Source organism: Nonomuraea dietziae, assembly GCF_014195505.1.
GTDB lineage: Bacteria > Actinomycetota > Actinomycetes > Streptosporangiales > Streptosporangiaceae > Nonomuraea > Nonomuraea roseola.
In genome coordinates this window covers 5774186-5796427 of record NZ_JACIBV010000001.1, presented here as the reverse complement: position 1 = coordinate 5796427, position 22242 = coordinate 5774186, and the positions used below count along the sequence as shown (strand labels likewise).

The 22242-nt window shown below is 69.6% G+C and carries 17 protein-coding genes and 1 tRNA gene; 7 read left to right on the top strand and 11 right to left on the bottom strand.

The annotated features are described in order from the left end of the window. Positions 1 to 164: 164 nt before the first annotated feature. The 4 genes from FHR33_RS27725 to topA all read right to left on the bottom strand — a co-directional run bounded on the left by FHR33_RS27725 (position 165) and on the right by topA (position 7382). Positions 165 to 1340: a DNA polymerase III subunit delta' gene (locus tag FHR33_RS27725; protein WP_183653598.1), complete on the bottom strand. Its 1176-nt coding sequence runs from the start codon at positions 1338 to 1340 to the stop codon at positions 165 to 167. A gap of 10 nt (positions 1341 to 1350) precedes the next feature. Continuing rightward, on the bottom strand, positions 1351 to 3375 hold the full coding sequence (gene tmk, locus FHR33_RS27720; protein WP_183653595.1) for a dTMP kinase: 2025 nt from the start codon (positions 3373 to 3375) through the stop codon (positions 1351 to 1353). Between the two features lie 73 nt (positions 3376 to 3448). After that, positions 3449 to 4660 carry a metallophosphoesterase gene (locus tag FHR33_RS27715; protein WP_183653592.1) on the bottom strand — a complete coding sequence of 404 codons (1212 nt, stop codon included), beginning with the start codon at positions 4658 to 4660 and terminating at the stop codon, positions 3449 to 3451. Positions 4661 to 4715: 55 nt separating this feature from the next. After that, positions 4716 to 7382, bottom strand: coding sequence for a type I DNA topoisomerase (gene topA / locus FHR33_RS27710; RefSeq protein ID WP_183653589.1), 2667 nt, complete (start codon positions 7380 to 7382; stop codon positions 4716 to 4718). Positions 7383 to 7559: 177 nt separating this feature from the next. On the opposite strand from topA, the gene FHR33_RS27705 reads away from it, so the two are divergent. Next, entirely contained in the window at positions 7560 to 7745 is a 186-nt protein-coding gene (locus tag FHR33_RS27705; RefSeq protein WP_183653586.1) for a DUF5703 family protein, read from the top strand. 377 nt (positions 7746 to 8122) lie between these two features. Here FHR33_RS27705 and FHR33_RS27700 read toward each other — a convergent pair whose 3' ends face one another. The 3 genes from FHR33_RS27700 to FHR33_RS27690 all read right to left on the bottom strand — a co-directional run bounded on the left by FHR33_RS27700 (position 8123) and on the right by FHR33_RS27690 (position 12231). Continuing rightward, entirely contained in the window at positions 8123 to 10084 is a 1962-nt protein-coding gene (locus tag FHR33_RS27700) for a chaplin family protein (protein WP_183653583.1), read from the bottom strand. Between the two features lie 180 nt (positions 10085 to 10264). Beyond that, positions 10265 to 10789 carry a hypothetical protein gene (locus FHR33_RS27695; RefSeq protein ID WP_312895749.1) on the bottom strand — a complete coding sequence of 175 codons (525 nt, stop codon included), beginning with the start codon at positions 10787 to 10789 and terminating at the stop codon, positions 10265 to 10267. Between the two features lie 167 nt (positions 10790 to 10956). Next, the gene (locus FHR33_RS27690; protein ID WP_183653577.1) at positions 10957 to 12231 is read right to left on the bottom strand and encodes a M20/M25/M40 family metallo-hydrolase; all 1275 of its coding nucleotides are present in this window, start codon (positions 12229 to 12231) and stop codon (positions 10957 to 10959) included. A 108-nt stretch (positions 12232 to 12339) separates the two neighbouring features. On the opposite strand from FHR33_RS27690, the gene FHR33_RS27685 reads away from it, so the two are divergent. Further along, positions 12340 to 12425, top strand: a tRNA-Leu gene (locus FHR33_RS27685). 772 nt (positions 12426 to 13197) lie between these two features. Here FHR33_RS27685 and FHR33_RS27680 read toward each other — a convergent pair. Further along, positions 13198 to 13692, bottom strand: a complete 495-nt coding sequence (locus FHR33_RS27680; protein ID WP_221241273.1) for a DUF6010 family protein — start codon at positions 13690 to 13692, stop codon at positions 13198 to 13200. Between the two features lie 323 nt (positions 13693 to 14015). Here FHR33_RS27680 and FHR33_RS27675 point away from each other — a divergent pair, with 323 nt between their 5' ends. Beyond that, positions 14016 to 14987: a GlxA family transcriptional regulator gene (locus tag FHR33_RS27675; RefSeq protein WP_183653574.1), complete on the top strand. Its 972-nt coding sequence runs from the start codon at positions 14016 to 14018 to the stop codon at positions 14985 to 14987. 497 nt (positions 14988 to 15484) lie between these two features. Here the strand turns inward: FHR33_RS27675 and FHR33_RS27670 are convergent, their stop codons facing one another. Beyond that, a complete protein-coding gene (locus FHR33_RS27670) occupies positions 15485 to 15769 on the bottom strand; it encodes a hypothetical protein (protein ID WP_183653571.1) in 285 nt (94 codons plus the stop codon). A 603-nt stretch (positions 15770 to 16372) separates the two neighbouring features. Here FHR33_RS27670 and FHR33_RS27665 point away from each other — a divergent pair. From FHR33_RS27665 to FHR33_RS27655, 3 genes are all read left to right on the top strand, one after another. Further along, entirely contained in the window at positions 16373 to 17830 is a 1458-nt protein-coding gene (locus tag FHR33_RS27665) for an MDR family MFS transporter (RefSeq protein WP_312895748.1), read from the top strand. A gap of 254 nt (positions 17831 to 18084) precedes the next feature. Next, on the top strand, positions 18085 to 18654 hold the full coding sequence (locus tag FHR33_RS27660) for a hypothetical protein (RefSeq protein WP_183653566.1): 570 nt from the start codon (positions 18085 to 18087) through the stop codon (positions 18652 to 18654). A 140-nt stretch (positions 18655 to 18794) separates the two neighbouring features. After that, a complete protein-coding gene (locus tag FHR33_RS27655) occupies positions 18795 to 20171 on the top strand; it encodes a PepSY-associated TM helix domain-containing protein (protein WP_183653563.1) in 1377 nt (458 codons plus the stop codon). A 21-nt stretch (positions 20172 to 20192) separates the two neighbouring features. Here FHR33_RS27655 and FHR33_RS27650 read toward each other — a convergent pair whose 3' ends face one another. Further along, positions 20193 to 20597: a hypothetical protein gene (locus FHR33_RS27650; protein ID WP_183653561.1), complete on the bottom strand. Its 405-nt coding sequence runs from the start codon at positions 20595 to 20597 to the stop codon at positions 20193 to 20195. 98 nt (positions 20598 to 20695) lie between these two features. Between FHR33_RS27650 and FHR33_RS27645 the strand changes: the two genes are divergently transcribed. After that, positions 20696 to 21688 carry a GlxA family transcriptional regulator gene (locus FHR33_RS27645; RefSeq protein WP_183653558.1) on the top strand — a complete coding sequence of 331 codons (993 nt, stop codon included), beginning with the start codon at positions 20696 to 20698 and terminating at the stop codon, positions 21686 to 21688. Here FHR33_RS27645 and FHR33_RS27640 read toward each other — a convergent pair. Continuing rightward, positions 21685 to 22179 carry a MarR family winged helix-turn-helix transcriptional regulator gene (locus tag FHR33_RS27640; protein WP_183653541.1) on the bottom strand — a complete coding sequence of 165 codons (495 nt, stop codon included), beginning with the start codon at positions 22177 to 22179 and terminating at the stop codon, positions 21685 to 21687. The genes FHR33_RS27645 and FHR33_RS27640 overlap by 4 nt on opposite strands. Positions 22180 to 22242: the final 63 nt, after the last annotated feature.

Here is a 22242-nt window from a genome sequence, read left to right as displayed (position 1 = left end):
CGCCGCAGGCATTCGGTGAGGGTGGAAACGCCTCAGCCGAGCCCTGGGACGGAAACCTTCGATCGAGTGCCCGGCGAGAAGACGGCGAGTGAAGACGGCGGGCGGGACCGCGCCGTCAAAGAGCCGAGATCACCGACTGCGAAACCCGTGCCCTCTCACCCCGGTCACGGACGGCGCAGGCCCAGCATCATCGCCTCCACCGCGATCTGCGGGTTCACGTTCGCCGCCAGCCGCTCCCTGCACTGCATGATCACATCGATCCGCCGCAGCGTCTCCTCGGCCGTCGACCCCTTGGCGATCGAGTCGAGCTCGAACCGATGGTCGTCGTTGGCCAGCTCCACCGTCGCTCCGAGCTGCATCGCCAGCACGTCGCGGTAGTACGACACCAGCTCGAGCAACGCGCCGTCCAGGGAGTCGCGCTTCACGCGGGTGGCGCGCGACTTCTGCCGGTCCTCCAACTCCCTCAACGCCCCGGCGCCGCCCCTGACCAGCCCCCTGTTCAGGCCCTTGCCCGTGGAGCCCTCCCCGTAGAGCCTGCGCAGGTCCGTCGTCTCACTCTCGTTGAGGAGCGTGGTGGCCGCGGCGGCCTCCTCCTCTGCGGTCTTCACCAGCCGCTCGGCCGCCGCGATGCACTCCCCCACCCCGCTCAGCGAACGAGGGATCGCCAGCACGGCGTCGCGGCGCCGCCGTACGCCCTCGTCGGAAGCGAGCAGGCGGGCACGGGCGAGGTCGCCCTGGGAGGCCCGCGCGGCGAAGGTGGCCATCTCCCACGGCACACCGTCGCGGGTGGCCAGCACGTGCGCGACGGCCTCCCCCGAGGGCGTGACGAGGCTGACGACCCTGCACCTGGACCTGATCGTGATGATCATGTCGTCGGGAGCGGGCGAGCACAGCAGCCAGACCGTGCGGGGAGGCGGCTCCTCGATGGCCTTGAGCAGCGCGTTGGCCGCCGACTCCGTGACCCTGTCGGCGTTCTCGAACAGGATGACCCGCCACCGGCCCTGGGTGGGGGCGCCCGCGGCGCGCAGGATGAGCTCGCGGGTCTGCTTGACGCTGTAGGACAGCCCCTCCGGCTTGACGGCCTCGAGGTCGGGGTGCGAGCCGATCAACACCTGATGGCACTGGTCGCAGTGGCCGCAGCCGCCCGAAGGGCACATCAGCGCCGCGGCGAACGCCCGCGCCGCGTCCTCGCGGCCCGATCCTGGCGGCCCCGTGAAGAGCCAGGCGTGCGTCATGCCCGCGCCCCGCCCGCCCGCGACCGCCTCCGCGGCGGCGTGGGCAGCCCGCGAGAGTACGGCTGAAGCCTGCTCCTGGCCCACCAGGTCGTCGAAGACGCTCACCGGCCCAAGGTTAGTCGCGGATGGCGGGCATGGTGCCGGTGATGTCCTCGGACTCGCTCGGCACCGGGTCGGGCAGGATCTCGCGCACTCTGTCCTGGACGATCCTGCTGATCTCATTCTGCGACAGCGTGCCGTCGACCATGAGGTAGCGCTCGGGCGCGGCCGCCGCCAGCGAGCGGAACTCCTTGCGCACCCGCTCGTGGAAGTCGAGCGGCTCGGACTCGATCCGGTCGGCAGCCCCACCCAGCCTGGTCAGCCCGACCGAGGGCGGGGTGTCGATCAGCACGGTCAGGTGCGGCACGAGGCCGCCCGTGGCCCAGGCGTTGACCTTGGACACGTCGGAGGGATCGAGCGCCCTGCCCGCACCCTGGTAGGCGAGTGAGGAGTCGACATAGCGGTCGGTGATCACCAGCGCCCCCCTGTGCAGCGCGGGTCTGATCACCTTCTCGACGTGCTCGGCCCTGTCGGCGGCGTAGAGCAGCGCCTCGGCCCTGGCCGACAGCCCCTTCTCCGCCGCGTCGAGCAGGATCGCGCGCAGGCGCATGCCGACCTTGGTCGAGCCTGGCTCCCTCGTCTGCACGACATCGAAGCCCTGGTCGCGCAGCCAGATCGCCAGCAGCCTCGACTGCGTCGTCTTCCCCGAACCCTCGCCGCCCTCGAAGGCGATGAACACCCCCGGCACTTCTTCCACGACCCCCGGCGCGTAACGCTCGCCGCGCAGCGCGGCGAGCAGGTCCTCCGAGAGTGGCACACCTCGCCTGTCGTCCATGTGGCGCAACGCCAGCATGCCGACGACCATCGCGAGCACTCCGCCGACCAGCAGCACCAGATTAGCGCCGTCGAAGACGTAGGCGCCCACCAGGTGGGTGCCGAACAGGCCGGCGACCGGGCTGGCCACCGCGACCACGAGCAGGAGCGTGACGCGGGCGGTGGACTGCAGAAAGGAGAACGTCCGCCCGCGCAGGGAGTCTTCGACCTCCAGGCCGATGAGGGTGTAGCCGATGATCCACGCGATGCCCGCGCAGGCGCCGAGCGCCACGGTCAGCATGACCACGATCACCAGGTTGTGGATGAGCGCGATGGCCGCCAGCGTCAGACCGGCCACGGTGATCGCCAGCCCGAACAGCCGCCGCCGCGACAGCCCGGCCAGCAGCCTCGGCCCGAAGAACATGCCCGCGGCCATGCCGACGAAGACCGCGCCGAACACGACGCCGTAGGCCGCGTCGCCGCCACCCAGCGAGACGACATAGACCTTCGCCACGCCGATGACCGCGCCGCCCGCGGCGAACGCGCCCAGCATGCCCACGATCAGCCCGCGCACCAGCTGGTCGCGGCCCACGAAGCGCCAGCCCTCGACGATCTGCTTCAGCACCGAGGGCGTCGAGATGCCGCCGCCGCGCCTGGGCAGGTCGCGCAGCGTGAAGATCAGCGCCGCCGACACCAGGTAGGCGACCGCGTTGATGCCCAGCGCCAGATCCGTCGGCTGCAGCCACGACAGCGCGGGCACGGTCGAGCGCGCCATGTCCCCGGTCAGCGAGAGCACGGCGAACAGCAGCGCCGCGACGGGCGCCGTGCCGTACGTCACGAGCAGGTTGAGCTGGTTGGCCTGCTCGAGCCGCTCCTTGGGCACCAGGTTGGGCACCGTGGCGTCCTTGGCAGGCACCCAGAACAGGTTCACGCACTCGACCAGCAGGGTCGCGACGATCACCCACTGGTAGACGCCGATCAGCGGGATCGTCAGCACCAGGGCGAAGCGCGACAGGTCGGCCACGACCATGGTCAGCCGCCGGTCGAAGCGGTCGGCGAACGCCCCCGCCAGCGGCCCGAGCAGGATCGCGGGGAGCATCTTGGCGAGGAAGACGCCGCCGACCGCGAGGGACTGGGTCTGGAAGCCCTGCCCTGCCGTCAGGTTTCCGGCCAGAGCGGTCAGGGCGAGGATGTTGAGCCAGTCGCCGAGGCTGCAGACGGACATGGCCATCCACAGCCGGCGAAAGGGAGCGATGGCCAGCACATGGGCCGGTCTGCGGATGGTCATGGTCGTAGCGTATCCAGGGGGGTTCGGGGGGCGAGCCGGAAATGCCCGGCTGCTCGTGGCCTGAGGGTAATACCTAGGAACCCCCCACGTGGGTGAGTTCGGCCAGCGTGATCTCAGGAGGCGCACCCACGCGTACCGGTGGCCCCCAGAATCCCGCCCCTCTCGTGACGTACACCTGAACGCCGTCGACGGTCGCCAGCCCGGAGACCACCGGCTGCTGCATCGGGACGATCAGGTTGAAGGGCACCATCTGGCCGCCGTGGGTGTGGCCCGACAGCTGCAGATCGACCCCGTAGCCGGCCGCCTTGGCCACCTGGACCGGCTGGTGCGCCAGCAGGACCGAGGACCTGGACCGGTCGCGCCCGCCCAGCGCCCGCTCGAAGTCGGGCTCTCCTGTGACGTCGTCGACGCCCGCCAGGTCGAGCACCGCTCCCCGATGGATGATCTCCACCCGCTCGTTGCGCAGCGGCCGCACGTCCAGCCGCTCGAGCTCGGCCATCCACTCGCCGGGACCGTTGGCCGTGTAGAACTCGTGGTTGCCCGTCACGAAGTAGGACCCGTAGCGCGACTGGAGCTCCTTGAGCGGCTCGGCCAGCGGCCCCAGCTCGGCGACCGTGCCGTCGACCAGGTCACCGACGATCGCCACCACGTCGGCGTCGAGCTCGTTGATCATGCGGACGATCCGCTCGGTGTGCCGCAGCCCCGTCAGCGGCCCCAGATGGATGTCGCTCACGACCGCGAACCGCAGGCCGCTCAGGCGCGGGTCGAGCCTGGGCAGGGCGATCCTGACCGGCTCCACCACCGGCGCGCCGAGCGCGGTGCTGATGCCGTACCCGACCGTGGCCAGCGCGCCGACGCCCGCTACCGCGGCCGTGGCGCGCCCCAGGAACAGCCGCCTGCTGACCAGGTCGGGCTCGGCCGCGGGCACCTGAGGTACGGCAGGCGGCCCCTCCGGTACGGCAGGCGGCACTGTGAGCGCCTGGACCATCGGCGCCCTGCGGCGCAGCAGCACCGCCGCCACGCCCCTCGGGATCTCCAGCAGCACGAGGAAGACGACGAGGTAGAACATCACCGCCAGCCAGAAAAACCCCGGCCAGGCCAGCCAGTGGCCGAACTCCGACCTCGTGGCCGCCAGCGTGACCGGCACCAGCGCGCCGAGCCCGACCAACGACCAGGTGAGCACCCTGCGAGCCCGGCCAGGGCGGGTGGTGCCGCGCACCAGCCGCCGCCACAGGTAGTAGTGCACCCCTGCGACGGCCAGCGTCAGCACCAATCCGAAGACCACGGCGCCATGCTACGAGCCGGCACCGACACTCGTGTTGGCGGCCCTGAGAGCCTTCTCAGGACTTGGCGGCAGGCTTCTTCCTGGTCGTGGTCGCGGCCTTCTTGGCCGGAGCCTTCTTCTTCGGCGCGGGAGCGCGCTCGCGCCGCTCGGCCAGCAGTTCGGCGGCCCGCTCGATGGTGATGTCCTCGACCGTGTCGCCCTTGCGGAGCGAGGCGTTGGTCTCCCCGTCGGTGACGTAGGGCCCGAAACGGCCCTCCTTGACCACGACCGGCTTCTTGGAGTTGGGGTCATCACCCAGCTCGCGCAGCGGCGCGGCGGCGGCCGTACGGCGACCGCGCTGCTTGGGCTGCGCGAACAGCTCCTTGGCCTGCTCGATCGTGATCGTGAACAGCTCTTCCTCCGAGCCGATCGACCGCGAGTCGGTGCCCTTCTTGATGTAGGGCCCGAACTTGCCGTTCTGCGCGGTGACCTCCTCGCCGTCGAGCTGGCCGACCACGCGCGGGATCGACAGCAGCTTGAGCGCGTCGTCCAGCGTGATGGTGTCGAGCGACATCGACTTGAACAGCGAGCTGGTGCGCGGCTTCGGAGCGTCGGCCTTCTTCGTGCGCTTCTTCGGAGCCACGTCCTCCTGCTCGGAGGGCAGGACCTCGGTCACGTAGGGCCCGAAGCGGCCGTCCTTGGCGACGATCATGTTCCCGCTCACCGGGTCCTTGCCCAGCTCGCGGTCGCCCGTCGGACGGGAGAACAGCTCCTCGGCCTTGTCCGAGGTCAGCTCGTCGGGCGTCATGTCCTCGGGGATGTTGACCCGGACGCCCTCGCGGTCGAGGTAGGGACCGTAGCGGCCCACCCTGATCACGATGTCGCTGTCCCTGATGGGGAAGGAGCTGATCTCCTTGGCGTCGATCTCGCCGAGGTCGGTGACCATCTCCTTCAGGCCCTCGTCGCCCTCCTGGCCGAAGTAGAAGCGCTGCAGCTCGGGAACGCGCTCGGCCCTGTCGTTGGCGATGTCGTCGAGGACCTTCTCCATCTCGGCGGTGAAGTCGTAGTCGACGAGGTTGCCGAAGTGCTGCTCCAGCAGGTTGACCACCGCGAAGGCCAGGAAGGAGGGCACCAGCGCGGTGCCCTTCTTGAACACGTAGCCCCTGTCGAGGATCGTGCCGATGATCGACGCGTAGGTCGAGGGACGACCGATCTCGCGGTCCTCCAGCTCCTTGACCAGCGACGCCTCGGTGTAGCGGGCGGGCGGCTTGGTCGAGTGCGAGGAGACGTCGAGCCTGCTGAGGTCGAGCGGGTCGCCCTCGGCCAGGTTCGGCAGCCGCTTCTCCGAGTCGTCGCGGTCGGTGGAGGGATCGTCCGAGCTCTCCACGTACGCCTTCAGGAAGCCGTAGAAGGTGATCGTGCGACCGGAGGCGGTGAACTCGGCGCCGCCGCCGTCGACCTTCACGGTGACCGACTCGCCGACCGCGTCCTTCATCTGCGAGGCGACGGTGCGCTGCCAGATCAGCTCGTACAGGCGGAACATGTCGCCGCTCAGCCCGGTCTCGCCAGGCGTGCGGAACTCCTCGCCCGAAGGACGGATCGCCTCGTGGGCCTCCTGCGCGTTCTTCACCTTGCTGGCGTAGGAGCGCGGCTTGTCGGGCACGTACGCCGAGCCGTACAGCTTGATGGCCTGTGACCTGGCGGCGGCGACAGCGGTCTCCGACAGCGTGATGCTGTCGGTTCGCATGTAGGTGATGAAACCGTTCTCGTAGAGCCGCTGGGCCACCTGCATCGTGTACTTCGCCGAGAAGCCCAGCTTCCTGCTGGCCTCCTGCTGCAGCGTGGTCGTCCTGAACGGCGCGTACGGCTTGCGGGTGTACGGCTTGCGCTCCACCGACCTGACGGCGAACGACGCGCCCCTGAGCCGCCCCGCCAGCTCACCGGCGGCCTGCTCGGACAGGTGGAGCACGTTGGCGTTCTTGAGGCGCCCGTCGGAGCCGAAGTCGCGGCCCTGCGCGACGCGCTTGCCGTCGACGCCGGTCAGTGTGGCGGTGAAGTCGCGCGGCGTCTCCTCGGGCTTGCCCGAGTCGAACAGCGCCGACAGGTCCCAGTAGTGGGCGGCGGTGAACGCCATGCGCTCACGCTCACGCTCCACCACCAGGCGAGTGGCCACCGACTGCACGCGGCCGGCGGACAGACGAGGCTTGACCTTCTTCCACAGCACGGGGCTGACCTCGTAGCCGTAGAGACGGTCGAGGATGCGCCTGGTCTCCTGCGCGTCGACCAACCGGAGGTTGAGGTCGCGCGGGTTGGCCACGGCGTCGCGGATCGCCTGCGGGGTGATCTCGTGGAAGACCATGCGGTGCACGGGCACCTTGGGCTTGAGCACCTCGCGCAGGTGCCACGCGATGGCCTCGCCCTCGCGGTCCTCGTCAGTGGCGAGGTAGAGCTCGTCGGCGTCCTTCAGCAGTTGCTTGAGCTTGTTGACCTGAGCCTTCTTGTCGGGATTGACGACATAGAGCGGCTCGAATTCATGGTCGACGTTGACGCCGAGGCGTGCCCATGCCTCCCCCTTGTACTTCTCGGGGATGTCATCTGCCTTCTCTGGCAGGTCGCGGATGTGGCCGATGCTGGACTCGACGATGTAGCCGCGCCCAAGGTAGCCCGCGATCGTCTTCGCCTTGGCCGGCGACTCGACGATCACCAGGCGGTTTCCGCCGGCGCTGCCGTTGTTGGCTGGCACGCTGCTTCCTACCTCGCTGTTCGCTTGCGTATCCCCCTGCCGGGAGCGGGCACAGATCTGAAAGGTAACCCGTGTCGGGGGATTTTCCTTCCCCCGGGGTCACTGTCTCACTCAAGGACGCAGAATAAGGCCGAGTGAGTGCCGTAGCTCCCTAACTCACCCTGGAGACTAATCGCTGTGCTGGCCTACTCCTACATGGATGTCTATATCCCTCGCGACACGTCGCGTGAAGCCGCACGTCAGATGCTGACCGAACATGCTGAATACGGGCAGTGGGAACTGGCCAGGGTGCGACTGTACCCCGACGGCAGCAGACATGTACGGCTACGCCGCAAGATCATCCGCGTCCGACGAACTCTCTGACATGGCTTTGCCCGTTCTGGGGCCGCGCCCCCCAGAACGGGCAAAGCGTCTAACCTTTGCCCGTTCTGAGGAGATCACGGCCAGGGCCGCGACCACCACACCAGCACGGGCAAAGCATCCACCTTCGCCCGCACTGAGAAGATCACGGCCAAGGCCGCGACCACCACACCAGCACGGGCAAAGCATCCACCTCCACCCGCACGGCGGAGTCAGGGTCAGGGCCGCGACGAGTCGCTGGGTGCGGGCGGAACGTCTGTGCTCCCTTTGCGGGAAACGGGCTTTGCCCGCCCCCTGGATGGGAGCGGGCAGAGGGTCCTCGGCTACTCACCCGCCGGCTGCGGGCGGTGCCGTACCGTGGTCAACCGGTGCCGCGCCGCCTACTTCTTGCCGAAGCGCAGCCGGCGGGTCGTCGCGAACAGCGTCGCCGAAGCGGCGAACATGGCGCCCATGACCAGCGCGAACAGTGAGTTGGAGTTCATCCCCGTGACGCCGGCCGGCTGAGCGGCGCTCATCAGGCCGAGGTCACCGACGGGCAGGGCGCCGGTGGCGGAGCCGACCGCCCCGCCGACCGGGGTCGAGGAAACGAGGTCGGTGGCGGGGCCGAGGGCCGAGACGGGGCTGTTCGAGGCGGGAGTCGCCTTGCCCTGACGCTCGGTCGGCGTGGCGGGCTGGCCGGGCAGACCGGGCAGGCCAGGCAGTGCGGGCAGGCCGAGCGTGCTGGTGAGGTCACCGACGACGGGCAGCGCGGGCAGCCCCGAGCCGCGCATCTGCTGGGTGACGTTGCCCACATCCTTCAGCCCTGCCATGGCGGGGACGACAGGAAGAGCGGGCAGCAGACCGCTGGCCTTGGAGTTGGCGACCTTGCCGCTGGAACGCGTCCAGTGGTCGTACCCGTGGTCGTGCTCGTCGACCGGCTTGCCGACCCGGGCGCCACCGAGGCACCCGGCGGCGGCGTCACCCAGGACGGCCACCGCGTTGCCGCAGACGTTGACGGGAGCGGTGATCGGCGCGACCACCTGGTTGCCCGCGAGGACACCGGACCTGCCTGAGGTGGTGTTGCCGCCACCGCCCACGCCGTGCTTCGGTGAGACGCTCGCCCCGCCCTTGCAGTGGGCCTCGGCCAGACCCAGCGCCGCCACGGCGTTGCCGCAGGCGTTGATCGGAGCGGTGATCGGAGCGATCACCTGGTTGCCCGAGCCCACGCCCGACTGGCCGGAGGTCCTGTTGCCGCCCGCGCCCTTGCCGCCGTTCTTGACCGAGACGCCGCCCTTGCACCCGGCGAAGGCCTGGCCGGCGAGCGCGACCGCGTTGCCGCAGACGTTGACGGGGGCGGTGATCGGCGCGATCACCTGGTTGCCCGACAGGACTCCCGAGCGGCCCGAGGTGGTGTTGCCACCGGCGCCGCTGCCCGCGGCGGTGTTCTCGACCGTGCTGCCGCCCTTGCACCCGGCGGGGGCGTTGCCCACGGCGTTGCCGCAGGCGGTGATCGGCAGGCTGATCGGCGCGATCACCTGGTTGCCGCTGCCGGCGCCGAAGCGGCCGTCGGTGTCGTTGCCCGAGGAGGCGAGGCGCCCCGGGCCGCGGTGATAGCCGTGACCCGGCCTGTCGCCGCCGTTGGTGACGCTGGAGCCGCCCTTGCACCCGGCGAAGGCCTGGCCGAAGACCGCGATCGCGTTGCCGCAGATGTTGATCGGGCCGCTGATCGGCGCGATCACCTGGTTGCCGCCCAGGACGGAGTTCCTGCCCGAGGTGGTGTTGCCGCCGGCGCCCACGCCGGTGTTCTTGACGGCGGAGCCGCCCTTGCACCCTGCCGTGGCGTCCCCGAAGATCGCCAGCGCGTTGCCGCAGGCGTTGATCGGCGCGCTGATCGGCGCGGTCACCTGGTTGCCGCCCAGGACGCTGCTGTCGCCGGAGGTCCTGTTGCCTCCCGCGCCGCCCTTGCCGGTGTTCTTGACGGTGGCGCCGCCCTTGCAGCCCGCCTCGGAGCTGCCGAACAGCGACAGCGCGTTGCCACAGGCGTTGATCGGGGCGCTGATCGGCGCGTTGACCTGGTTGCCGCCCAGGACGCTGCTGTTGCCCGAGGTCTTGTTCGGGATGCCGCCGCTCTGGCCGACGTTCTCGACCGAGGCGCCGCCCTCCGAGTTGGCGGTGGACTCGCCGGCCGCGGCGACGGAGTTGCCGCTGATGTCGACGGGAAGTGAGATCGGCAGGTTGACCTGGTTGCCGCCGCCGATGGAGGAGTCTCCAGAGGTGTCGGCGACAGCGGTGCCGCTGCCGAAGGACATGACCGCTACCGCGAGCAGAGCCGCAGGGGTCGATGCCTTAGCCCACGTACGCATGATGAATGCTCCTAGTGGTTCTTGGGGGGAATACCTGACCTGGCCGCGGACAGCCGAGGCCGAGCGAGGTCCTCTGACGACCACGCACAGCGGGGAACTCGGATACGCGAACCAGCGATGACTGATGTGTCACACGCTCTGCGGAGGGGACTCAGCCCACGCTCCTGCTCTTGAGCGGAATCAGTCAGGTGAGAAAGAAGGGTCGTCCGCTGCTGTGCGGAAGACCGGGGGCAGCACGCACGCCAGGGGGGCGCGCTGAGCCGTCTCACGCGGGTCGATGACGGACCTCGCGATGTCCCCCATGCCAGGCCCGAACGGGCCGTTGCCTCCGCCGTTCGGCGCCAAGCCCTTGGCGCCCATGCTCTTGCCGGCGGAGGAAGGTGCGGGGAAGCCGGGCTTCGACTGGCTGGTGAGCCCGTCCACTTCAGCCCCGGCCATTGCCTCGGTGTTGTCCAGCACCAGGGCGGCGCCGTCTGCCGTGGGGAAACCGGCGACGGATTGAGAGGTGTCGGCTCCTGTGGCCGCGGTGGTCTCCGCGGCTGCCGGAGCTGCTGCGAGCAGCCCGAAGAGCATGGCGAGCAGCCAACCGGCGACCAGCAGGCCGCCTACCGTGAGTGCTCGTGCGATGACCGGGCGGGCGCCGGCCGCGAACCGCGCCATCCGGGCGGCCCGATCGGTGGTCGCACGCTCTTCGAAGACAGCCACGGGCACGCGCCGAGCAGGGAGGGACTTCGCCCTCCACCGCTGCACCGGCATGCGTGCCACGTGACCTCCCGAGCTCCAGAACCGACCTCACATGTGAGGCCAGTCCGTGGACTCACCCCTCAACGCTCGGTAACCGTAGCAGTACTCAAGGTGGCCGCAAGGGCTTTTCAGGAGAGAGCTAGGAATCGGTCAAGCACCCTGACCCCGAACCGGAGCGAATCGACCGGCACCCGCTCGTCCACCCCATGAAACATCCCTGAGAAGTCCAGGTCGGCAGGGAGCTTGAGCGGCGCGAAGCCGTACCCGGTGATGCCCAGCCTGCTGAACGCCTTGAGGTCCGTCCCCCCTGAGAGGGTGTACGGCACGGCGAGCCCGTCGGGGTCCTCCTCGGTGAGCGCCTGCGCCATCGCCCGCACCAGCGGCCCCTCGAAGGCGAACTCCAGCGCCACCTGGTGCTGGACGAACTCCCTGGTGACGTTCGGACCGAGCAGCTCGTCGATCGTGGCGAAGAACTCCTCCTCGTAGCCCGGCAGGAACCGCCCGTCCACCACGGCCTCGGCGCTCTGCGGGATCACGTTGGCCTTGTAGCCGCCCTGGAGCATCGTGGGGTTGGCGGTGTTGCGGAGCACCGCGCCGATCATGCGGGCCAGCGGGCCGAGCCTGTCGATCTCGTCAGGGCCTATCTCCAGCTCGTCCAGCAGGCGCTTGACCGTGGGCGTCAGCCGTACGGGCCATTCGTGACGGCCGATGCGGGCGACCGCGTCGGCGAGCTCGGTGACGGCGTTGTCGGCGTTCAGCATCGAGCCGTGGCCCGCGCGGCCCTTCGCCCTCAGCCGCATCCACGCCATGCCCTTCTCCGCCGCCTCGATGAGGTAGAGCCTCCTGTCGCCGAGGGAGACGCTGAAGCCGCCGACCTCGCCGATGGCCTCGGTGACCCCCTCGAACAGCTCCTTGTGGTTGTCGACCAGGAAGTTGGCCCCGTAGGCGCCGCCCGCCTCCTCGTCGGCGGTGAACATCAGCACCACGTCGCGCGGAGGGCGCCTGCCCGCGCTCGCCCACTGCCTGGCGACGGCCAGGATCATCGCGTCCATGTCCTTCATGTCCACGGCGCCCCTGCCCCAGACGCACCCGTCGGCGATCTCCCCGGACAGCGGATGGTGCCGCCAGTCGCCGGCGTCGAACGGCACGACGTCCAGATGACCGTGCAGGAGCAGCGCTCCCCTGCTCGAATCCTCGCCCTCGATGCGGGCGATCACGTTGGACCTGCGGTCGTCGCTCTCGAGGATGCGGGCCTCCAGGCCCACCTCTTCGAGCTTCTCGGCCACGTACTCCGCGGCCTGCCGCTCGCCGGGGCCTGCGTTGTCTCCCGCGTTCGTCGAGTCGATGCGGATGAGGTCTCGGCAGAGGTCGACGACCTCGTCCTCGCCGGTGCGCGGGGTCATGCGGACTCCTTCGATCGGGTCTTGAGGAATCACGGTATGACGCACCCCGCAGAGTTTGCTAACCTTACTGAGCCGACGCGGGATGACGGTCTCGCGTGCAGGCACCAAGTCCGGGTGGCGGAATAGGCAGACGCGCTAGCTTGAGGTGCTAGTGCCCTTTGCGGGGCATGGGGGTTCAAGTCCCCCCTCGGACACAGACCCGTACCCCATATGGTCCTGGTTGCTGGAAACAGCGACCAGGACTTTGTGTTGTGAGGGGTGGTAGACCAGCTCCAGGTCGAGGTGCGTGTAGATCCTTGCCTTGCGGGTTGGATCGGCCCTCTCCAGGACCTCAACCAGACTGCCCGGTTCGCGCAAGGACGCGACCAGGCCGTCTCGATCTAAGGATCGAGACTGAGCAATGGGTAGACGCCTGAGTCTGTGTTCTGGCTCATTCTTTCGACCTTGTTCCTCGGTCATCCAACTCGCAATGAGCACGGGGTCGGCGCCGACTTCCAGGGCCGCGCGGTGGCGGGCCAGCTTCCGATCGCATTCGGCCATCTGCCGTTTGATGGCCTCACTCTCGTACATCTCCGGGGCGGCGCTTCATGCGCCGTGACCAGGAGGTCCAAGGTGCGGTCGATGTTCGACGGAGTGAACAGGCACCCCAGCCAGCGGTCAAGCTTGGGGGCTATGTCGACCTCGCGCAGGTTGACGTTGCGCGGGTGGGTCACACGGTTGGCGAGCGCGTAACGAGGGTCAACCACGGTCACTCAGGACCGGCTTCCCACCCAGCTCAGCGCCCCGACAAGCCCTGATCATTGCTGTTCCCAAGCTGCCAGCACGGGTTCGACTCCCGTCACCCGCTGCACGTGAACAGCACCGGACGGGTCGTCTTGCCGGCGCGCCCGCCAGCAACCGCAAGGGGCCGAGGCCGGTGTCCCGTCGATCTCCTACCTGTCGATGGTAGCCGCGGGTCAGGAGGGCCTACCCGGCAGCGGACGGCCCGGCGGACGTGGCATTCGTACCGGACGTGGCATTCGTACCGGAGGGGGCCTGAGTACCGGAGGGGGCTGAGGTCGCGGGTTCGCGGGAGAAGCGGGCGCGGATCCAGCCGATGACGGAGGGCCCGCCCGCGAAGCACCACAGCGCGATCACCGGGTCGCAGATGGCGCAGCCGAACGAGGAGTGCTCGGCGAAGGGAAGGATCGGGGCGCCCTTGAGGTGGTGGATGACGTCCCACACGGTGTGCAGCAGCCAGCCGACGCCGATCCAGGCATAGCTGGTCAGCCCCCGGTAGGCGACGTACGTCATGACGATCGGCAGCACGAACTCCGCGTAACCGAGCCCGCCGCCGCTGAGGTAGGCGGCGCCCGCGCCGGCCACGATCACGGCGTTGACCGTGCGCCGGTGCGGCTCGGGGATCAGGGAGATGAGGGTGACGGCGATCAGACCGATCAGGATCGGCATGAGGATGGACATGAGATGCGGCGTACCGTTCTGCGAAACGTGAAGGGAAGGAGAGGGGGGCGGCGCCAGACTAGGACGCCCGCCCCCGCTGCCCCATGGGCTGAATCGACAATTTCCCACGGGTTCCCGCCACCGACCCTCTCGTATGCGTCGGCTCTCACCTTCGGCACCGCCCGGCCGGCCACGAAGGCCCGGGCGGGGCGTCCGGGCCGTCCCCCTCGACAACGCGGCTTCGGCTGGGGGCTGGCGGTCCCGACGCGCTGCTTCCGGCGGGGCGTCTGGGCGGTTCCCGACGTACTGCTTCGGGCGGGGCCGTGGCCGCTACGGTGTCCGTCATGCACACGATCGCCGTCTTGGCCCAGGACCACGTGGTGCCGGCCGACCTGGCCACGCCGGTCGAGGTGTTCGGGCGGGCCGCCCTCGCCGACGGGCGCCGCCCGTACCGGGTCCGGGTGTGCGCGCGGACGCCGCAGGTGACCAGCGAGGCGTTCACGATCGTCGCCCCGTACGGGCTGGAGGCTCTGCGCGAGGCCGACACCGTCATCGTGCCAGGCCGCTCCGAACCGGCCGCGCCGCCCGACCCGGAGGTGCTCGCGGCCCTGCGCGCGGCGGCGGCCGGCGGCACCAGGATCGCCTCCATCTGCGTGGGCGCCTTCACCCTCGCCGCGGCCGGCCTGCTGGACGGGCTGAGCGCCACCACCCACTGGACGGCGGCGCGGCGGCTGGCCGAGGCGTACCCGCTGATCGACGTGCGGCCGGACGTGCTGTACGTCGACAACGGCCAGATCCTCACCTCGGCCGGGGCGGCGGCGGGGCTGGACCTGTGCCTGCACCTCATCCGCCGCGACTTCGGCTCGGCCGTGGCCGCCGACTCCGCCCGGCTGTCGGTGGTGCCGCTGGAACGGGAGGGCGGGCAGGCGCAGTTCGTCACGCACGCCCTGCCGCCGGTGCCCCGGGGCTCGCTGCTGGAGCCGGTGCTGGCGTGGATCGAGGAGCACCTCGCCCAGGAGATCACGCTGGCGGATCTGGCCGCGCGCAGTGGTCTGAGCGAGCGTACGTTCAGCCGCCGCTTCCGCGAGCAGACCGGCACCACGCCGCTGCAGTGGCTGCTGCGGGCCCGGGTGCGCCGGGCGCAGTTCCTGCTGGAGAGCACCGACCACGGCGTGGAACGGGTCGCGGCGCAGTCCGGGTTCAGCTCGGCCACCGCCTTCCGCGAGCGCTTCAAGCGTGTCGTCGGGGTCACGCCGCAGTCCTACCGCGCCTCCTTCAGATCCGCCGGTCCTCGTGCGGGCGGCGCCCGGAACTGAGGGAGGGCCAGGCCGACACGTTCATTGTCGCGGTCTCCCCAGTAGAACCAGCGGAACGACAGCTGCACGAAACTCGGCGAGGGCGGAACCCACGATCCATCACGTCCAGCGCGTTTGGGCGGTCTGCTGGCCGCGCTGCGGCTCTCCGGCCGGTCGCGGCCAGCACCGCCCACGCGCCGATCGCCGCGACGGATCACCTGAGCCGGTCGAAGTCACCACGGAGAACGGCAAGCCAACCGACGTACGGGCCGCAGTCAGTGACCGTCAGATCATGCCTTCGGCGGGGACGTCCGGCCCCGAGACGGTCATCTCGCTTGGGGCGGCCTGGTGGGGTGGCCGAGTGGAATCCTGATCACCGTGTACGCCATTGACCCAGGCAAGCGCAGACGAATCTCGCGACGTCCGATGGATGCCGCGGAAGCAGGTCCTGCTCTTGCTGATGATCGGTCGACGCGGATGCGGGTGAGCGCGTGTTCCCCGGCGCGCCGTCCCGTACCTCAGTTGACCCTATCCAGGTCGAGCCACCGTTCTCCCCGCTCAAGAAGGTAGGCGAACGGTTCAACACGCCCCTCGGACACAAAATCCTCACCGATATGGTGCTGATCACTGCTCGCGGTGATCAGCACTTTCCGTTGTGAGGGCTGGTCGAGCCCCAGCTCCGCGTAGATCTTGGCCTTTCGGCTCGGGATCAGTTTTCTCCAGAAGCTCGACCACGCCACGTGCGCGCACGGGCCTCTGACCTCGTACATGCCGTACCAGGTGTAGTTGGCCTTCCCGAGCACCGAGGCATTCGGGGCGATCTACGGCCGAGTCAGCTTGCCTCGCGGAGCGGTTGGATTGGACGCTGAGACGTCCTTCGAGTGCTTCGGCGAGACGTCACCGGCCTCGAAGCGAGCGACCTCGCACGACATCTGCGGGAGTGGTGCTTCGTGCGCCGTGCCGCTGGTGGGTCAAGGGATGGCTGGTCATCCAGCCTTTCAACGGGTTCGCTCCGGCGTCGATGATCTACGCCAGGCGCTGTTCCGCCTGGCTACCCGCACCGGATGGATGCCGGCGGACGGCGACGGGGAACGAACCCCGCCCGGCCTTCGACGGCGGCACCAGGGACCAGTCGTCACGGTGAGCGGATCGGTCGGGCGGGTGCCGTGCGAGGTGTTCGCCCAGGCCGTGGAGCGAAATGGGCTCTTCTGTGCGATCTGGAGATCGTCTCTGCTGCCGGTGAAAACCGGGTGACATCTCACCTCACTTGCCGCAAGGTGGACGCGGTCGACGCGTTTTTGTCGGTGGCGCCAGTCAGTATGTGCATGGCCATGACCGATCGTGCGATTGAAGGCTGGGACACCAGCCACGACCACCTTGTGCCAGACAACCCGGATCGAGGTTCCGTGTCCAGCCCCCTGCTCGACTCACCTGCCACCCCCACGGCGACCGTTCCAGGGCGCACCCCGCCCGTGATCTGGCTGCTGGTGCTCGCCACGTTCGTGGTCATCCTCAACGAGACGATCATGATCAACGCGATCCCCCAGCTGATGGTCGCGTTGCAGATCACGGAGCAGACCGCGCAGTGGCTCTCGACCGCCTTCATGCTGACCATGGCCGCGGTCATCCCGATCACCGGGTGGTTCCTGCAGCGGGTGTCCACCCGCCGCGCGTACGCCACCGCGATGAGTCTGTTCCTGATCGGCACGGCGTTGGCCGCCGCCGCGCCGACGTTCGAGGTGCTGCTGGGCGCCCGCATCATCCAGGCGTCGGGCACCGCTGTGATGATGCCGCTGCTGATGACCACGCTGATGCAGGTGGTGCCCGAGTCGGACAGGGGCCGGGTGATGGGTAACGTCTCCCTGGCCATCTCGGTGGCGCCCGCGATGGGTCCGGCGATCTCCGGGGTGATCCTCCAGTTCGGGACCTGGCGTCTGCTCTTCGCCCTGGTGCTCCCCATCGCCGCCGTGATCACTTGGAGTGGCCTGCGGCAGCTCAAGAACGTCGGCGAGCCCCGGCTCAGCACCATCGACTGGTTCAGCGCGGCGACCGCCGCGGCCGGCTTCGGCGGCCTGGTCTACGGGCTCAGCCACTTCGAGAGCGGCGACGTCCGCGTCGCCGCCGCGATCGTGGCGGCCGGCCTGATCACCATCGCCGTCTTCGTCTTCCGCCAACTGAGGTTGCAGAAGCGCGGCGCACCGCTGATGGACCTGCGCACCCTGCGCCACCGCACCTACACGGTCGCGCTGATCCTGATGTCGGTCTCCTTCATGGCGATGCTCGGTTCGATGATCCTGCTACCGCTCTACCTGCAGAACGTCCGCGGGCTCAGCGCCCTGCAGACCGGGCTCCTCGTGATGCCGGGCGCCCTCGCGATGGGGCTGCTCGGTCCGACCGTCGGCCGCCTGTTCGACCGGTTCGGCGGCCGGGTCCTGGTCATCCCGGGCGCGATCGGGATCACGCTCGCGCTCACCGGCTTCACCCAGGTCACGATGACCATGCCGTTCTGGCAGCTCCTCGGTCTGCACGCGCTGCTGATGGTTAGCCTGGCCGCGACCTTCACCCCGGTCTTCACCCTCGGGCTCGGAGCGGTTCCCCCGCACCTCTACTCCCACGGCAGCTCGATCCTGAGCACCCTGCAGCAGGTCGCCGCGGCCTTCGGCACCGCGCTCGTGATCACCGTGATGAGCGCGCGCGCCGATGCCCTGAAGTCCTCGGGAGTCACCGACGTGCTGGCCAACCTCGAGGGCATGCGACTGGCCTTCATCATCGGCGCGGTTCTGTCCGTGGCTGTGGTCATCACCGCCCTGCTCCTGCCGGCCCGGGCGAACAACGCCGGCGAGCTCAAGGGAGCCGATCGCTGAAGTCGGTGTGACGGCAGCCCTTGTCCGTCACGCCCGGTCGATGACGTCCGGGTGACGGCAGCGCTTGTCCGTCACCCACACAACGTCACCCCACACAACGTCACCCCACACAACGTCACTCCGTACCGTGCACGTCACCCCGCACAACGTCATCCGGCTTCGGCTGGCAGCGGAGGGAGCACGGCCCGTCCCCCTCACGACCTCGTGTGAATCACACGTGGTGACAGGGGCGTGGGAGGTGGCACCATGTGCGGGTGCATGTCGGTCGGCCTCTTCTGCGCGCCATACGCGCCACGGTGTTCGCCGTGGCCTGCGTGCTGGTGTCGGCGGCCCTGCACGTGCTGGCGGGCGGCGCCGCCGTACGCCCGAGCACCCTGGCCGGTGCCGTGGCGCTGACCTGGGCCGGAGCTTTCCTCCTCGGCCGTCGCCAACGAGGCGTGGGTGTGCTGCTCGCCGCGTGTTTCGCCGCGCAGTACGGCATGCACCACCTGTTCACCGCCGGCGCGGCGACCCCACCGCTCGCCGCGCCGGTCCACGCTCACGGCACCAGCGGCCTGGGCATGCTGCTCGTCCACGTCGCGATCGCCGTCATGTCGTCCTGGTGGCTGGAGCGGGGCGAGTCGAGCCTGGCCACCATCCTCCACCTGGCAGTCACGTCGCTGGGTGCGCTGTGGACAGGACTGCTCGTCCTCGCGGGTGCGCTGGTCGTGCCACGCGTGCCGCGCCGTCCTCGGACAGATCACGAGGCGGACCGGCTGCGGCGCATCCTGCTCGCCACCGGTGTCCGCCGGCGCGGACCTCCCACGCTCCTCTCCGTTCTCTGACCGGGCTGTAGCCCGGTCCGCGGGTCACGGCAGGCCGCTGCCGCCGCGCCCGTGTCCCGCCACGCCGGTGCGTGGCTGAACCCCCACCCGAGGTGAGGCGTACCTGTCGATGTGCGCGTCCCCGTGAACGGAGATCCCCCATGACTTCTACCGACGTGCGCTCCGCCGCCGACCCTGAGCAGTCCCCCGGACGAGGAACCGCGTGGACCGCCCTCAGGCCTCTGGTCCTGCGGCTGCACTTCTACGCCGGCATACTCATCGCCCCCTTCCTCCTCGTCGCCGCCTCCACCGGGCTCCTGTACGCGGCGTCCTACCAGATCGAGCAGATCGTCTACCGGCACGAACTGACCGCGCCGGTGGGCGAGTCCCGGCTGCCGCTCACCCGGCAGGTCGCCGCCGCGCAGACGGCACGCCCGGACGGCAAGGTCACCGCAGTACGGCCGGCGGACGAGCCCGACGCCACCACGCGGGTACTGATGGACGTGCCCGGCCTGCCGGAGAGCACCCAGCTGGCGGTCTTCGTCGACCCGTACACCGCTCAGGTGCGCGGCGTCCTGGACAGCTACGGCAGTTCAGGCGCGCTCCCGGTCCGGGCCTGGATCTCCCACCTGCACCGGCACCTGCATCTGGGCGAACCGGGGAGGATCTACAGCGAGCTGGCAGCCAGCTGGCTGTGGATCGTCGCCCTGTGCGGGCTGGTTCTGTGGATCTCCAGGCGTCGCAGGAAGCGCGGCCTGCGCGGCCTCATCGCTCCTGACCGCTCGCTTTCGGGAGCGCGCCGCGCCCTCTCCTGGCACGGATCGGTGGGGCTGTGGGCCGTGGTGGGCCTGCTCTTCCTGTCCGCCACCGGGTTGACGTGGTCGAAGTACGCAGGTGAGAACGTCGACGAGCTTCGCGCCGCGCTCGGTTGGACCACTCCGGCGATCTCCACCTCGTCCGGCGAGCACGCCGCCCACTCAGGTGACAGCGGCCACCAGCACGGCGGGGCGAGCGCAGATGTGGACCGCGTCGTCCAGGCCGCGGCAGGCAAGGGGCTGTCGGGTCCGCTGGAGATTGTCTGGCCTGGTGAGGCAGGCGCCCCCTATCTGGTCAAGGAGATCGACAAGAGCCTCCCCCAACGCCTGGACCAGGTGGCTGTGGACGCCACCGGCAAGGTCACCGCCGAGCTGCGCTTCGCGGACTATCCGCTGGCCGCCAAACTCACCAGGTGGGGCATCGACGGTCACATGGGGCTGCTGTTCGGCCTGGCCAACCAGGTCCTGCTGGCCCTCCTGGCAAGTGTCGTGATCACGCTCATCGTGCTCGGCTACCGGATGTGGTGGCAGCGCCGCCCGACCCGCGGTTTCGGCAGGCCGTACCCGCGCGGCGGGTGGCGGAAGGCGCACGGGGCCGTCCTTGCTCCCCTGAGCGTGATCGCCGTGGCCGTCGGCTGGTTCCTGCCCCTGATGGGCATCTCACTGGCCGCCTTCCTGGTCATCGACGTCCTGCTCGGACTTCGCGCCAGGGCGACCCGCTAGACGTTGTTCGCCGGACGGGTCTCAGCCCGTGCAGTGGGTGTACTCCGTGCGGCGCAGCAGCATCGCGCCGAGCATGAGGGGGAACATGGCCACGTGCGCGAGGAGCATCAGCCCGCCGGCGTCGATGACGCCCAGCCAGAGCAGGGGGAAGAGCGGGACGGCGGGGGCGAACATCGCGGCGCACATCTCGAGGGTGGGCTGCCAGGCGTGGCCGCGGAACCTCATCCAGGCGGCCATCCCGACGGACATGTTGAAGGCCATCACCAGGTAGCCGAGCTCGGGGTGCTGCGCGTGGGAGAAGCCGAGGCCGACGGCGGACTGGAGGAAGCCCAGGGCGAACATCCCGACGAACATCGCGATGATCATCTCGACGTAGTGGAGGGTGAACCGGCGCCATCCGCGCGCTGTCGTCGCTGTCTGCGTCATGGTTCGACTATGCGATCGGGGCCGGGCGCGCCCAAGGTAAGGCGATCGGGGTGGTCCGGAATCTTGGGTACCCGGTCAGTCCGGCCTAGAGTCGGGCCATGAGCGAGCGGCATTTCGTGATCGTCGGGTACGACGCCGCAGAGCTGCTCGACATCGCCTGCGTGGTGTCGACGCTGGAGTGCGCCAACTGGTACGGCGCGGCCCCGTACTACAAGGTCCGCCTGGCCACGCCGGGAGGCCGTCCCATCGAGTGCAATCCCACCGTGACCCTCCATGCCGGCGAGACCCTCGAACGGGTCACAGGACCGATCGACACCCTGCTCGTGTCGGGAGGGATCGGAAGCCAGGACGCGGCGGCCAACCGGCTGGTCCTGGCGCACGTCCGCCGGTTGGCGCGGGAGAGCCGCCGCGTGGGGTCGGTGTGCACGGGGACGTGGATCCTGGCCGCCGCCGGTCTCCTCGACGGCCGGCGGGCCACCACCCACTGGCGGTGGGCGGACGAGCTCGCCGCGCGCCACCCCGAGGTGCACGTCGATCCCGACCCCATCTTCGTCCAGGACGGCAACGTCTACACCTCGGCAGGCGTCACCAGCGCCCTGGACCTGACCCTCGCCCTCATCGAGGAGGACAACGGCGCCGACCTGGCCAGGCTCGTGGCCAGGCAGCAGGTGACCTACCTGCAGCGGCCGGGCAACCAGGCGCAGATGAGCATGTTCACCGCCGCGCCGCCGCCGTCCAACAGCCTGATCAAGCGGGTGGTCGACCACATCACCGGGCATCCGGACGCCGACCTGACCGCGGCGACGCTGGCCGCCGACGCGGGCGTGAGCGAGCGCCACCTGACCAGGCTGTTCCTCAAGCATCTCGGGCAGACCCCCGGCAAGTTCGTCCGGCTGGCGCGTACGGAGGCCGCCGCCCACCTGCTGACCTCCACCTCCCTGCCCATGGCCGCCGTGGCCGCCCGCTGCGGGTTCGGCACCGCCGAGACCCTGCGTCAGGCCTTCCTCGACTGTTACGGCGTCCCGCCCTCGCACTACAGGCTCACCCAGTCACGCACCACCCCCCAGGCCGCGACCGGATCGGGCACCTAGCGAGGAGGTGGCGCCTGCTCGGCGAGCAGGCCGGTCATGGCCGCGCGCAGGTCGCCGAGGAAGTTCTCGAACTGCTCGAGCTGCTCGGGCGGGTACTGGGCCACCAGAGCCTCCAGGCGCTCCCCGAAGGGGCCGAAGAACTCGCGCGCGGGCTCCTCGATGAGCGAGCTGCTGCGCAGGGTCACCACGCGCCGGTCGGCGTGTTCACGGGTGCGCACGATATGTCCGAGACGCTCGAGGCGGTTCAGCAGGTTCGTGGTGGCGCCCGACGTCAGTGAGAGGCGCTCGCTGAGGCGGGTCGGCGACAGGGGCGCGCCCTGGTCCTCGGCGTACAGGATCTCCACGAGGGCGGTGGCGTCGGTCGAGTGCAGTCCGAGCCAGGCGGCGAAGCGGCCGGTGAACTCGGTGTAGTTCGCGCCGAAGGCTCGTAGTCCGTCGAGGAGCCGGGCGGTGTGCTCGGCGACGTCGCTGGACTGCCGTGCCTCCTCCATCGGCTGATCATCTCCTTGTCATCGTGGTCGTGCGCGTTGACAATCTACTCTGCTCTTAAGATA